At 72.2% G+C, this 14,289-nt stretch carries 9 protein-coding genes; 3 read left to right on the top strand and 6 right to left on the bottom strand.

Annotated features, from left to right (window positions below):
• Positions 1-27: 27 nt before the first annotated feature.
• The 5 genes from ACZ5FU_RS30675 to ACZ5FU_RS30695 all read right to left on the bottom strand — a co-directional run bounded on the left by ACZ5FU_RS30675 (position 28) and on the right by ACZ5FU_RS30695 (position 6,816).
• Positions 28-1,746, bottom strand: coding sequence for a VanW family protein (locus tag ACZ5FU_RS30675; protein ID WP_451525868.1), 1,719 nt, complete (start codon positions 1,744-1,746; stop codon positions 28-30).
• A 702-nt stretch (positions 1,747-2,448) separates the two neighbouring features.
• Positions 2,449-2,952: a hypothetical protein gene (locus ACZ5FU_RS30680; RefSeq protein WP_469047486.1), complete on the bottom strand. Its 504-nt coding sequence runs from the start codon at positions 2,950-2,952 to the stop codon at positions 2,449-2,451.
• Positions 2,953-3,189: 237 nt separating this feature from the next.
• A complete protein-coding gene (locus ACZ5FU_RS30685; RefSeq protein ID WP_451525871.1) occupies positions 3,190-3,834 on the bottom strand; it encodes a GAP family protein in 645 nt (214 codons plus the stop codon).
• Between the two features lie 478 nt (positions 3,835-4,312).
• On the bottom strand, positions 4,313-5,449 hold the full coding sequence (metX, locus tag ACZ5FU_RS30690; RefSeq protein WP_451525872.1) for a homoserine O-acetyltransferase MetX: 1,137 nt from the start codon (positions 5,447-5,449) through the stop codon (positions 4,313-4,315).
• Between the two features lie 5 nt (positions 5,450-5,454).
• Complete coding sequence (locus ACZ5FU_RS30695) at positions 5,455-6,816, bottom strand: bifunctional o-acetylhomoserine/o-acetylserine sulfhydrylase (RefSeq protein ID WP_451781111.1); 1,362 nt, start codon at positions 6,814-6,816, stop codon at positions 5,455-5,457.
• A gap of 614 nt (positions 6,817-7,430) precedes the next feature.
• On the opposite strand from ACZ5FU_RS30695, the gene ACZ5FU_RS30700 reads away from it, so the two are divergent.
• The 3 genes from ACZ5FU_RS30700 to ACZ5FU_RS30710 all read left to right on the top strand — a co-directional run bounded on the left by ACZ5FU_RS30700 (position 7,431) and on the right by ACZ5FU_RS30710 (position 11,949).
• On the top strand, positions 7,431-8,939 hold the full coding sequence (locus tag ACZ5FU_RS30700; protein ID WP_468834990.1) for a DUF4246 domain-containing protein: 1,509 nt from the start codon (positions 7,431-7,433) through the stop codon (positions 8,937-8,939).
• Between the two features lie 358 nt (positions 8,940-9,297).
• Entirely contained in the window at positions 9,298-11,520 is a 2,223-nt protein-coding gene (locus tag ACZ5FU_RS30705) for a helix-turn-helix domain-containing protein (protein ID WP_468834987.1), read from the top strand.
• A 267-nt stretch (positions 11,521-11,787) separates the two neighbouring features.
• Complete coding sequence (locus tag ACZ5FU_RS30710) at positions 11,788-11,949, top strand: hydrophobic protein (protein WP_451525876.1); 162 nt, start codon at positions 11,788-11,790, stop codon at positions 11,947-11,949.
• Between the two features lie 968 nt (positions 11,950-12,917).
• Here the strand turns inward: ACZ5FU_RS30710 and ACZ5FU_RS30715 are convergent.
• Positions 12,918-14,243 (bottom strand): cation:proton antiporter, encoded by a 1,326-nt coding sequence (locus ACZ5FU_RS30715; RefSeq protein WP_451781114.1) that lies wholly within the window; start codon positions 14,241-14,243, stop codon positions 12,918-12,920.
• Positions 14,244-14,289: the final 46 nt, after the last annotated feature.

Genomic DNA, 14,289 nt, shown 5'->3' on the forward strand with positions numbered 1-14,289 from the left:
CGCTCCGGGCTGACGCCTGCCCGGTCCTTACTCGCAGGTGATCTCGTCACGCGGGGCATAGCGCGTGGGGAACGGCTCCCGCTTGACTTCCCGGCCGTCGTTCTTGAAGACCCGCTCCACGGTGACGTCGAAACCCTCGAGCGGGGTCTGCGGCACGCACTTCTCAGCGGTGCTCACCTTCTCCGCCGGCTGCCGCACGTCGGTGCGCGGCCCCTTGACGGACGTGATCTCGTCGTACTTCTTCGTGCCGAGGAAGGTGATGGTCACCGAGGTGTCGGTGGCCTCGGCCTGGATGTAGACGGCCTTGCCGGAGTCGTTGGTGAACCTCAGATCGAGGCTGCCCCAGGCGACCGTCGCCTCGCGGCCTTCGGGATAGCGCTCGATGTAGAAGGAGTGGGCGCCGTGCTCGACGGGCTTGACGCCGGCGAAGAACATCGCGTTGAAGACGGTCGTGGCCACCGCGGAGACACCGCCGCCGGGCGCCTTGGTGTACCGGTCGCCGAAGATCATGATGCCCTCGACGAAGCCGTTCGCCTCGGTGCGCTCGCCGACGGTCCGGTTGAAGCTCCAGGTCTCGTCCGGCATGACGACGGAACCGTTGATGAGTTCCACGGCCCGGCCGATGTTCGTCGTGCGGTAGGGGGCCGGTTCGAAGTCGACGGTGAAGGAGGACATCTTCTCGGTCAGTCCCAGGCGTGCCGCGTTCGCACGGGTGACCTCCGGCTGGATCTGCCGTGTGGTCACCTTGCCGCTGCGGGCGGCGCCCGACTCGGTGAGCAGGGGCAGGACGGCCTTGCTCAGGGCCTTGTCGGTGACCTCCACGGCCGGTGCGGCGTCGGCGGTGACCACGGCCTTGTCGCCGTCGAGCCCCAGCCGGGCGTTCCGGGGTGTCCTGGGGAGGTCGTTCAGGGCGCCGGCCACCGCGGGGGCGGCGCGCAGGCCCTTGCCGTCGAGCTCGGGGGTGAGCCTGCCGGCGTCGTCCGGCCGCATCGTCAGGTGCTCGCCCAGCACGGCCGGGGTGATCGTGAACCGCTTGCCGCCCGCGGTGAGCGTGACCGGTGCCGACATCGCGGGCTGCGCGAACTCGCGCACCGCCCGTCGCACTTCTTCCGCCGTGACGCTCGGCCGGGTCTCGCGTACGGGCAGCACCGTGACCGAGTCGGCCGCGCCGTTCAGGAAGGAAGTCCGCAGAGCGCCGACCGCGGCGTCCACGTCCAGCGCGTACCCGGTGCGCGGGGCGATCTGCTCGACACGGCCTTCGGCGAAGGAGACGGAGCCGTCGCGGACCTTCTCGTCGAGATTCCCCGCCAGTTTCCCGACGGCGGCACGGGCCTTGTTCCCGTCCGTCCGCACCACCGGCTCCAGGTCACCGCCCGAGCGGAACAGACCGCCGATCACGCTGACCGGACCGGTGCCGGTGGACGCCGCCCGGTCGAGGGTCTCCCGGATGTCGAAGGTGAGCCCCGCCTGCCGCGGATCGACCACAGCACTGCGGTCACCGACCCGCACGGCCAGCTTCCGGGGGCCGTCCGCCACCAGGTGCCGCTCCAGCTTTCGGGCGGCTTCCTCGTGGGTCAGGCCCCCGATGTCCACGCCGCGCACCGTCGTACCCGCTTCGATCTCACCGCCGGTGAGCAGCAGCGCGGCCAGATACAGGCCACCCATGCCGACGGCCAGCGCACCGCCCGCCAGGGCGACGGGCGGGAGGGAGGCAGTACGACGGACGGAGGGGAATCGGGGACGCATAGGTTTCCTGAAAGATCGATGGCACGTACACCTGATGTCGCGGCATGTGGGCGAAAGCAGTCGGCCAGGTTACGCGCAAAAAGCTTCAAAGCGTATAGCTCAGGTCACATCGGGCGTTCTGGATCAGAGGCCCGAGTGATGGGCGCGATGGCCCCCGGCATGCTCGGCGCCCCGATCACCCGGTGGGAGTACCTGCCCCAGGAGCGGGGCCTCGGCTCTGACACGACTTTCCGGCGGCGCCCGGCCGCCCGACTGCCCGGCCGCCTGGAACGGGACCGGCGTCCGGGGCCGGCCTCTTCCTACCAGATCAGGCACCAGTAGTGGCCGTGGTGGCCGATGCCGATACGGCCGCCTCGCGGAACCAGGCCCGGGTCCGGCCGCCCCACGGCCGCCATCGAGCACGCCGGGTCACCGACCACCCCCGCCACGGCCATCCGCCGGGCGGCGGCCACCGCTGTCGGAGACGTGTACCACGTGGTCGTCGCCGCCTCGACGCCGCCGTGCGTCGGCGTCGGCGTCGGCGTCTGTGCCGCCGGCTCGGGCGGGGGAGGGGTGGCGGAGGGAGACGGTGAGGGTGTCGCCGGCCTCGCCGGCCGTACCGGTGCCGGTGTCGTCGTGGTTCGCGGCGGCCGGGCCGAGGGTTCGGGTGCCGCGGGCCGGGTGTGCGTCGGGGTCGCTTTCCGCGTCCGACCGGCAGACGCCTCAGCCGTCGCCGTCGTTCTCGCCGTTGCTTTCGTCGTCGTTCTCGCCGTCGTCCGCGGGGACGCCGGCCGGTGTGCGGACGGCTGCCGCTGCCCGGTTCCGTCCACCGGTGTCGACCGCTCGGCGGGCGGTCTGGCCGTACGGGTACGGTCCGCTCCTGTCGGTACGGGCGAGCGTGATCCCGCTCCTGTCGGTACGGGCAAGTGTGAGCCCGCTCCTGTCGGTACGGGCGAGCGTGAGCCTGCTCCTGTCGGTACGGGCAAGTGCGATCCGGCTCCCGTCGGTACGGGCGAGCGTGAGCCCGCTCCTGTCGGTACGGGCGAGCGCGACCCTGCGGGCGTCGACCCGGTCGAGCGTGGCTCCGACGCCGTCGGCGGTGGCGTGCCCGGCGTCTCCGGCTTGGGCCTCCAGGTCGGCAGGGGGTTCAGCGTCGGCAGGGACAGGTCGGCCGAGGAAGAAGGCTCCGGACGGGACGTGTCGCCGTGCTGCCCCACCAGGGCCCATACGCCGACACCGCCGAGGACGAGCAGGACGGCACCACCCGCGATCCACGGAGCCCGTCGGGGCGAGCGTCGGTGACGGTTCATGGTTCTTACTGTCCTATGGGCCCGGGCGGGACGCTCGTCGCCCGGTGGGATCCGGGGACCGAACCGCCCGGGACCTGTCCGGTCGATCACAGGTCGGTGCGTCGAGGCGACGTACCGGGCCGGGACACAGGGGACGAAGCCGACGATGCCTGCGTCAGGTGACCAGCTCGTAGACGCTCCGTGCCGTCAGCAGCACGCCGATCAGCAAGGAGAGCGTGACCACCAGCTGTTCCTGGTGCTCTTCCAGCCGGCTCCGCAGAGCGTTCAAGCGGGCGTTCGCGATCGCGGGCGCCCGGACCGCGTACATCTCCATGAGGAGGAGGCTGAGTGTGGCCAGCAGGCAGTAGCCGGTCAGTGCCAGCCAGTCGGCGAGGGCGGAGAGGTTCGCGTCGAGGGCGGTCGCGGCGCCGGCGCCGACCAGCGCCCAGGGCTGCAGCAGCCACGCCAGACCGGCTGCCGTGGCCGGGGAGGCGTTGTCGATCCGTGCGGCCCAGCGTGGCGGGCCGTGCGGACGGGGCGGCCGACGGTACCGGTACGCGCCGTACAGCACCAGCGCCAGTCCGATGGCGAGTTTCGCGGCGATCGCGGCAGTCGAGGGCGCACTGTGCCGGGCCGGGGGGTGACCGCCGGTCAGCAGCAGCACGCAGGCGATCACCGCCACCAGGTCGGCCAGCCACGACAGCAGGAACGCCAGACCCTGTCGAACGCCGCGCCGCGAGGAGAGCAGCAGGATGAAGGCGCTGTTGTGCAGGGGCCCCAGGGTGATGGCCATACCGATCAGCGCCAGGTCGAGGACCATCGGATCAGTTGCTCCTGGATCTCGTGGCTGTCCGTCACCCGTCGACGAGGAAGCGGTCGGCAGGGGAACGGGGTGGGGCTGTGGGACCGCACCCCGACTCTGCAGGCGGCGTCCCGGCCGGTCAAGCAGGCCACGCCCGCGCGGCCGGGACGGGGCTCACCGGCTCACACGGCCGGCAGCCGATCCACGGCGACGGCGACGGTGACGGTGACGGCGACCGGCACAGGCTCGGCAGTCGGTTTCGCCCTTCCGGGGGACCGGCCTCGCCGGCTCCGGGCCGTCGGAACACCGTGTGCTGCCGGTGGACGCGTACGGGTCCTGCCGCCGAAGCGCCGGAACAGTTCATGCACCGCCTCTCCACCACGCGGGAAGGGCGCACCGGGAGGACGCACCGGGACACCGATCCTGGCCGGGTCGCCAGGGGGGCCGACGGGCGCCGGCCCCCCTGGCGACCCGGTGGGTCGGCGAGTCGGCCGGCTCAGGGCAGGAGCTCGTCCACGAGCGCGGCGACCTGTTCCACCTCGATGAGGAAGCCGTCGTGACCGTAGGGGGACGCGATGACCCGGAGGCCGTCGGCCGTACCGATGCCCGCCGCCAACTCCGCCTGCTGCGAGAGGGGGTAGAGCCGGTCGGAATCGACCCCGGCCACCAGGGTCCTGGCGGTCACCCGGCCCAGTGCGGCTCGCACGCCCCCGCGGCCACGGCCGACGTCGTGGCTGTTCATCGCCTCGCACAACGCGACGTAGCTGCCCGCGTCGAAGCGGCGTATCAGCTTGGCGGCGTGATGATCGAGGTAGGACCCGACCTGATACCGCCCGCCCGACCACGGGTCCTCCCCGGCCTGGGCGGAGCGGCCGAAGCGGGCCTGGAGTTCCGGTTCGCTGCGGTAGGTGACGTGGGCGAGTCGTCGGGCGAGGCCGAGTCCTGCGTGCGGCCCCCGCGTCGTGGTGTGGTAATGGCCTCCGCGCCAGTGAGGATCGGAGCGGACGGCGTGCAGCTGGATGTCGGTCCACGCGATCTGCTCGGCGCTCGCGGCGGCCGTCGTGGCGAGCAGCAGCAGCGCGTCCACCCGCGCGGGACACGCCACGGCCCATTCCAGCGCCCGCATGCCGCCCATGGAGCCGCCCACCACCAGGGCCCAGCGGTCGACGCCCAGTGTGTCCGCCAGGCCGGCCTCGGCGGCGACCTGGTCACACGGTGTCAGGAACGGGAAGTCGCCTCCCCAGTGCCGTCCGTCGGGGCGGAGCGAGGCCGGCCCCGTGCTGCCCTGGCATCCGCCGAGGACATTGGGGGCGACGACGAACCAGCGGTCCGTGTCGAGCGCCCGTCCGGGTCCGACGAGCCCGTCCCACCATCCCGGAGTCGGATGTCCGGGTCCGGCGGGTCCGCTCACATGGCTGTCACCGGTGAGGGCGTGCAGTACCAGTACGGCGTTGGAGCGGTCCGGTGCGAGCCGGCCCCAGGTCTCGAAGGCCAGCCGGAGCGTCGGCAGTCGACCGCCGGCCTCCAGGACGAGCGGCGTCCCACGCTCGTACCACTGACGACGCCCGGGCGGGTCCCCCTCGCGCCAGGCCCCGGAGACCGGCGGGAGGGGGAGCTGCGGGGGCGTCAGCACGGTGTTCAGGACGCGCCCTTCGCCGCCCGGAACCCGGCCTCCAGGTCGGCCTTCAGATCGGCGAGGTTCTCGATGCCCACCGAGAGCCGCACCAGGCCGGGCGAGGCGCCGGTGGCCTCCAACTGCCGTTCGTCCAGCTGACTGTGGGTGGTGGACGCCGGATGGATGATGAGGCTGCGGACGTCACCGATGTTCGCGAGGTGGCTGAACAGCTCGACGGCATCGACGAATCGCTTCCCGGCCTCGACCCCGTCGCGCAGTTCGAAGGCCAGAACGGCGCCCCCGCCGCGCGGCAGGTAGCGCTGACCGGCTTCGTACCAGCGGTTGGACGGCAGCCCCGGGTAGTGGACGGCGGCGACCTCGTCGCGCTGCTCCAGCCATTCCGCCAGGGCCTGGGCGTTCGCCGAGTGTCGCTCGATGCGCAGGCTGAGCGTCTCCACGCCCTGGAGCAGCAGGAACGCGGAGTGCGGGGAGACGGCGGGGCCGAGGTCGCGCAGCAACTGGACCCGGAGCTTGACGGCGAAGGCACCGGGTCCCAACGCGGGCCAGTACCGCAGGCCGTGGTAGCTGGGGTCGGGCTCGGTGAAGTCGGGGAAGCGTTCGGTGTGGGCGCCGAAGTCGAAGGTTCCGCCGTCGACGACGACGCCCCCGATGGTGGTTCCGTGCCCGCCGAGGAACTTGGTCGCCGAGTGGACGACGACGTCGGCGCCGTGCTCGATGGGCCGCAGCAGGTACGGCGTGGGCACGGTGTTGTCCACGATCAGCGGGACGCCTGCTTCGTGCGCGACGTCCGCCACGGCCCGGACGTCGAGGACGTTGCCGCGCGGGTTGCCCAGCGTCTCGGCGAACAGTGCCTTGGTGCCGGGCCGGATCGCCGCTCGCCAGGCCTCCACGTCGTCCGGGTCGTCGACGAAGGACACCTCGATGCCGAACCTGGGCAGCGTGTGGCGGAACAGGTTGTAGGTGCCCCCGTACAGGGAAGCGCTGGAGACGATGTGGTCACCGGAGCCGGCCAGCGTGAGGATCGCCAGGGTCTGTGCGGCTTGCCCGGACGCCAGGGCCACCGCCGCGACGCCGCCTTCCAGCGCGGCGACGCGCTGTTCGAGGACGTCCTGGGTGGGGTTGTGGATACGGGTGTAGATGTTGCCCGGCTCGGTGAGCGAGAACAGGTCGGCGGCGTGCCGCGTGTCCCGGAACACGAACGACGACGTCTGGTAGATCGGCGTCGCCCGGGCGCCGGTCACCGGATCCGGGGCGGCACCCGCGTGGATCTGCTTGGTCTCGAAGGACCAGGCCGAGGTGTCGGGCCCGGTGGACTCCTCGTCCGGTGTGTGACCGGCGGTGACGGAGTCGATCGGCTGGCTCATGGTGCTGCTCCCTTGTGCGGAGGGTCGAGTACGTGACGCGGGCACGCATCGCGGCAGCGCGCCGTGGTGCGCCGACGGTGCGGGGAAGGGCCGCGGGACCGGGCGCCGCGCCGGACGAGGGCAGCGGTCGGTGCGGTGCGGGGGAAGGGCGGGGCGAAGGCCCGGGTGAGGTGTCAGCCCCGAGAGGTACAGCCCGTGGTGGTGACACGCACGTAGGCGACGTGGCGGCGGGTCACGAGCACGGTCATGAGGTCAGAGAAGCACACGCCGGCGTTGGAGCACCAGCACGGCGGGCAGGGAAGCGGATCCTGACACGCGCCCGCAACACAGCCGTCGTGAAAGCCCGTCGGGACGTCCGGTGCGTGGACGGCGACCGCACCTGCCGTCCCACGGCGCGGGCGATCGGGTCGAGCCTCGCCGTCCGCCTACGACACCGGAACCGGGATCGAACGGGCCGTCCAGGCCTGTGTCACCGGACACCCGCTCACGGACGCGACCCGCGCACCGGAAGCGGACCTGGGCGTCGGAGCGCGGCGGCGCCTGCCGCGGCCGGGGTGTCGGTGCGCTGAAGTATCGTTCCGGCCCACCGCACACCGACTTGGAGGACTGGAGCATTGTCCGGCCTGTCTGCTTTTCCGCTGCCCTTCCACGCCTCGCGCTCCACGGCGTTCGCGACACCCCGAACGCTGCGGGAGCTACAGATGATGGAGTTCAGCTCCCGCATCCGGGCCAAGTCGGGGTGGTTCGAGAAGATGAACGACGCCGTCGTCGTCGGCCGGTGGACGCAGGAGGCAGTCGCCCAGGGCCTCACCGAGGCGCAGGTCCGCTACGTTCTCGCCGAGCTCGCGCACTACGCCGCGCTGCGCGACGAACGGACCGGCGTCGAGGTGTCGGCCGTCGACGGGGTGTGGCAGTCGGACGCGCTGGTCGACGACACGCTCCGTGCGCGGCTGCGCGACGCGGTCCAGGTCCTGGAGCAGGTCCCCGAAGCGGAACAGGACTGGCATCCCGGATCCGACGGCCAGGTGCTGGATCTGGTTCACCCCTCGATGTTCTGCCTGGTGCGAGAGGTGAGCGGCGCACCCGAACGGGCCTGGCGGAACCCGACGGACCGGTACTCGGCGTACGAGTTCTCGGAGAGGTTCCAGTGGCTGCCCACGGACGTGGACGTGAGTGACGACGGTGGTGTCGCCTTCCGCTCGTACGTCAACAACGTCCACCCCGAGAAGCACCGCGAACTGGCCTCCGTCCTGCCCGACCTGTTCGCGCGTATGCGCCCGCTGCTGGAGAACGTGCTCACCGATCTCCGTCATCCACGGCCTCCGCGGATCGAGGCCGATCCCTACGGGTGGTACGACTCGGAGCCGGAGTACCCCGACAGGTCCGACCACGCCGACGACGACGCGTACCGCGAAGCCCGTGACGCATGGGAACAGGCCTACGAGGCCTGGTACGAGAACCGTCGGCCGATCGTCCCGGACGCCCCGTCCTTCACCCCGCCCGAGGTGCCCGACGCATCCGCCCGGGTCGACCTGCGCGGCCGCCGCCTCCAGGTCGTCGTCAAGCTCGCCACCATTCGTCTCACCCCGGAAAAGCCCGAGTACCGTGGCGGTTCCTGGCACGTCGAGGGGATGTTGAACGAGCGGATCGTCTCGACCGGCATCTACTACTGGGACAGCGAGAACATCACCGACAGCTCGCTGAGCTTCCGGGCCGCCCTCGACGACCCGGACTACGCACAGAACGACGACGACGGCCTGCGTGAGGTGTACGGCCTGGAGGACGCGGACGCTCTGAACCAGCCGCTGGGAACGGCGTCGACCCCGGCGGGACGCTGCCTGGCGTTCCCGAACACCCTGCAGCACCGGGTCGGCTCCTTCCGCCTCGCGGACCCCACCCGGCCGGGGCACCGCAAGATTCTGGCCTTCTTCCTGGTCGACCCGTCGACGGAGATCGTCTCGACCTCCGACGTGCCACCGCAGCAGCCGTGGTCCGACACGTCGACCATGACGCTCGAGCAGGCGAAGACCTACCGCGAGGAACTCATGAAGGAGCGGAAGTTCTTCGTCGACGAGCACAACGAGCAGCTCTACGAGCGGGAATTCTCCCTCTGCGAGCACTGAGGCGGGCGCCTCGGTCCGCTCGCGGGGCCCGGTGGACCGGTCACCCGGGACGCCTTGGCCGGGACTCCGGGGAGGGGGCCTCGCCCGGCGGGTGGACGGTGCGCCGGGCGGGGAGAGGCCGCTCCTTGCGCAAGGTGTGCGACGGGGACACCTGAAGCCGCACGAAGCGGGCGCCCCCCTGGCCCGGCGAGGGCCGCCACCGGCAGATGACCTCCGCCCCGGGACGGGCCCGGCCGACTCCGGGGGAGAGGCCGGGAACGTATATTTCGCCTTCGCCTGCAAAAGTATCGGCGTGCATACTTTTGCGGGCGAGGTACGGCGTTCTGGCTGGGCCGAACTGACCAGGGGACATCCAGACGTGGACACCGGTACACCGGCCACCAACCGCTTCGGCGCGCTCCTGCGCGGGCTGCGGACGGGGGCCGGGCTGAGCCAGGAGGAACTGGCGCATGCCGCGGGAGTGAGCGTGCGGGCCCTGTCGGACATGGAGCGCGGACACTCCCGGGGTCCGCAGCGCCGCACCGTGCAGGCGCTGGCCACGGCCCTGGACCTGAACGCGGCCTGTGCCCGCGAACTGGAGCACACCGCGAGCCTGGGCCGTACCCGCCGGGCCCCCACGGCTGACGTTCCGCCACCTGCCGCCGTACCGGACGCCGTTGCCCGAAACGGCGCGCCCGATCTGCTGCCGCGCGCGCCGCGCGGCTTTCACGGGCGGGCGAAGGAGCTCCTCGCCCTGTCCCGCGCCGCCGCGGGCGAGGCGCCCGTCTGCCTGGTCGTCGGGCCCGCCGGGGTGGGGAAGACGGCCCTCGTGCTGCACTGGGCCCACCACGGCCGTGACGGATTTCCCGACGGGCGGCTCTACGCCGACCTGCGCGGCTTCGGCGACACGGGCGAGCCGGCCCTCGAGGAGGTGTTGCGGGAGTTCCTGCCGGCGCTCGGCGTGCCGCACGGCCGGATACCGGAGTCGGCCAACGGCGCGGCCGCGCTGTTCCGGTCGCTCGCCGCCGACCGCCGGCTCCTCGTGGTACTCGACAACGCGAGGGACTCCGAGCAGGTCAGACCGCTCCTGCCGGGTGGTCGCCACTGCGTCACCGTCGTCACCAGCAGACACCGGCTGTCGGGGCTGATCGTCACCGACACCGCCCGGCCCGTCGCCGTGGACGTGCTCGGGCCGGAGGACGGCACGATGCTCCTCGCCGGGGTGCTCGGCACCGAACGGGTACGCGCGGAGCCGGTGGCCGCGCGACGGCTGGCCGAGCTGTGCGGCGGGCTGCCCCTCGCGCTGCGGGTGGCGGCTGCCCGGCTGGCGCAACGGCCCGGCCGGTCGTTGGGCTCGCTGGCCGCCGAGCTGTCCGACGAGACGCGCCGGCTGAGTCTGCTGGACGTGGAGGACACCGGCGTGCGAGCGGCGCTGCGCGTGACGCTGCAACAGCTCCCGCCGCAGGTCTACCGGCAGTTCGCCCATCTCGGCCGCCACCCCGGTACGCACGTCGACCGGTTCGCGGCGGCGGCCCTGGCGGACACGGACCCGGCAACCGCCGAAACCTCCCTGGAACGGCTGGCCGCCGCGCACCTCGTCACGGAGACGGCGTCCGACCGGTGGACGATGCACGATCTCGTACGGCTCTACGCACGCAGCCTGGACGTCGGGCCCCACGCACTCGAGCGCGTGCTCGACCACTACATCGCCACGGCCCTCGCAGCCGTGGCGGCGGCCGAGCCCGGCAACGAGGAATGCCTCCCGCTGCCGGCGGACCACCTGCCGCCCGCCGCCGTACGGGAGTTCGGCGACCGGTCCGCCGCCGTGGCCTGGTACGCGGCCGAGAGGGACGACCTCACGCTGGCCGTGGCCGCGGCGCACGCCGCCGGGCTGCACGGCAGGACCTGGCGGATCGTCCTGACGCTGTGGCCGCTGATCGTGTGGCGCGTGCGAGACGGCTGGGTCCCGCTCCTGGAGACCGCGCTCGAGGCGGCACGGGCCGACGACGAGCAGTACGGCGAGTCACGGGTGCTCAACGTGCTCGGCTGGGTGCTGATCGAGGAAGGACGCATCGAGGAGGCGCTGATTCACCTGAGGGCCGGCTCCGAGCTCGCCTCCCGGGCAGGCGACACGGTGGCCGAGGCGAACGCCCTGATCGTCCTGGCGGTGGCGCAAGCGGCGCTCGGCAGCCTGGACGAGGCCGCGCGGGGATGCGAGCGGGCGGTGGAGCTGGCGCGCGAGGCGGGCGACCGGACCATCGAGCGACTGGCCATGCAGCACCTCGCCCGGCATTGGGCCGACGCCGGGAAATGGCGCCGAGCCCTCGACACGGCGACCGAGGCCCTGGCCTTCGACGACCGGTCGGGCACGGCCGACGTGCCGCGGGTACTGTTGCTCATGGTGAGGGGAGAGGCGCTGCTGGGGCTCGGGGACGAGGCCGGGGGCATCGGACAACTCGACCTGGCGGCCCGGGAGGCGGAGTCGTCCGGCTACGAGGACGGCGCGGTACGGGCGCTCGGCGCGCTGCTGCGGGTGTCGGCGGACGCGGGACTCCAGGCACGGTACGACGCGGCGGTCGCGCGCCTCACGAAGCGGACGTGAGACCGGGCGGCCGACACCCGCCCGCTGAGGGCCCGGCCCCCGGCGGCGCCTCGTCGCGGAGATCGTCCAGGGTGATGCGCCGATGCCGATGCCGTCGAGCTCGGTCCGTGCCGTGTCGGGGAACCGTCTTCGCACTGCGGCCGTCCGGGGCGACCGGCGTGCCGCCCACCTGCCCGCCTGCCCGCCTGCGCGAATAAGAAGCAGATAAAGAAATGCGTGCATGACTGGCGGCGGGGCGGGCACCTGCTGCTTCGGAGGTTGATGACTATGGTTCCCCTGCTTCTCGTTCTTCTGCTCGCCCTGATCCTTTTCGGTGCCGGTTTCGCGGTGAAGATCCTCTGGTGGATCGCGATCGCGGTGCTGGTGCTGTGGCTGATCGGGTTCGTCGCCCGTCCCAAGGGCGGCAGCGGCCGCTGGTACCGCTGGTAACGACAAGCGCCGGGCGGCGTGATGCGAAACGGCGGTGGTCCGCCCCCGACATCGGGGGCGGACCACCGCCGTTTGCAGCGGCCTCCGCCGCTTCGCACGGACCGGCACGTGGGGACGAAGGGGATGGGGCCGCCGGCCCGGGGTGTGCGGCGATCAGGCGTGCCCGTCGCCGTGATGCGGCAGGGAACCTGCTGGCCTCCACGGAGCGGGGACCGGTCCGGTCGCGCCTCGCTGTCGGACCCTCGCAAGAAGGCCCGCCCCCATCGGTCGACGCCTTCGAGGTGCACCGCCCGGCAGCAGGGCTCGCGGGCCGCCCGGCCGGAGTCGTCCCCGCGCGCCCTCACCACCCGGCCTGGCGCTCCGGCGGCCCGCTCCTCCGGCACACCGGACCCGCCGGCACTCCACCCCCTCGACCGGTGCCGCCCGGCCGGCCGCGCCCGCGGAGCCGGCCGCGCCCACGCACCAGCGGCCGGCGGCACCGGGCCGCGACGACCTTCCGACGGGGCACGTCCGACGCCCGCTGAACGGCGGGCCGGGCCCGGAGGCACTCCTCGGGCCCGGCCCGCCGTCGTGGTCCCGCTGAGCTCACCGGAGCCGACCCGCCAGATCACCGCCGAGCGTGTTCGGGGTGGCAGCGGAGCGCGGGTGCTTCGCGCGGAACCCGCCGAGCGTTCTGCGGTGGTCTGCGCCGGAGGCCACCGATGAGGTCGACCCGGACCGCGTGCCCGACCCGGTGCGGGTGGCTCGCCCGCCGGCCGCCGTCAAGGCTCTGCCCGGTCGCGGCCCGCACCCGTACGCCTTCCTCGGCCGCATACGCCATGCCGCCGTGCGTCCCGGTCGCCGTCTGCTGCCTCCCCTCCTCGGCCTGTGCTCGTGCGTCGAGCGACGGGGGCACGGCCCCGGCGGACGGCCCGGGAATCCTCTTCTCGCAGCGGGCGGAGCGCCGTGCGGGGTTCCGGTCCCGAGCGTCACGGGACCGCGCGGACGCTCTTTCCTTCCTCGGCGGCGGACTCGGGAGCCGGCGGCGCGGGCACGGGATCGGGGAGCGCGCGACGGAAGAGGGGGACGGCTGCCGCCGTCGTGATCACCGCGACCAGGACCAGCATGGAGAAGACCTCCCGGTTGATCAGTCCTTGGGCGAGGCCGATGTTGATGAAGATCAGGATCATCAGTCCTCTGGCGTTCATCAGGGCCCCGATCGCGTAGGACTCCCGGGACGAGAACCCCAGGGCGCGCATCGCGAGACCACAGCCGAAGTACTTGCCCGCGAAGCCGGCCAGGAGGATGAGCAGGAACGGAACGGCCATGGACCAGCCGGCCAGGCCGTTCAGCTCCGTGTTGAGTCCGGAGTACGTGAAGAAGATGGGGAGCAGGAAGACGCAGACCAGGTCCATCATCCGGCCGTGGACGGCCTCGCGGAACGCGGCGTCCCGAGGCATGGCGACGCCGGCGATGAAGCCGCCGAACACGGAATAGATGCCGATGTAGTCGGTGACGTAGCCGGCGAGCAGTGCGACACCGACGACGATGTACATGTGGTCGAAGGAGAGGGAGCCCGTGCGTGCCACGTGTGTGCCGAGCGGCCTCAGCAGCCGCCGAACCGCCGTGAGCATGACAATCACGAAGACGATGGAGAAACCGATGGTCACCAGTGCGTCGGTGGGCGCTCCGGAGTGGAGCGCGGTGAGGAGGGCCAGGAAGCACCACGCCGCGGCATCGTCGATGGAAGCGCCCAGCAGGGCGAGGCGTCCCAGATGCGTGTTCTGCCGGCCCTGTTCGTAGAGAATCCTCGCCAGCATCGGGAAGGCGGTGACCGACAGGGCGCCGCCGACGAAGAACGCGAATTCGACAGGACTGACGTCCCCTCGGGACAGCCTGCCGTGCAGGAGGAAACCCACACCGGCCCCGAGGGCGAGGGCGGGCACTATTCCGGACACGGCGAGGACCGCCGAATTCCTCCCCAACTCCCGGTTCCCGTGGGTGCCGTGATCCAGGCCGACGCCCACCAGGAACATGAACAGGGTCAGCCCGATGGTGCTCAGCACGTAAAGGACCGGTTTCACCTCCGGGGCGAACACCGCCTCCTGCGCCCCCGGGAAGAGGGCTCCGAAGAGGGTCGGGCCCAGGAGGACGCCGGCGACCATCTCGCCGACCACTCTCGGCTGTCTGACGGCCACCGCCAGCCGCCCGCACAGGGCCGAGGCGGCCAGAATGAGCACGATCGCCGGGAGGACCTTGAGGATGAGATTCAGGTTCGGGTCACGAGCGAGCGCAAGACTTACGGACTGACTCATGGATTACCAACCTCCCTGTGGACCGGCTCCGTCACGAAACCTCACG

This window comes from Streptomyces sp. NPDC031554, from assembly GCF_055580685.1.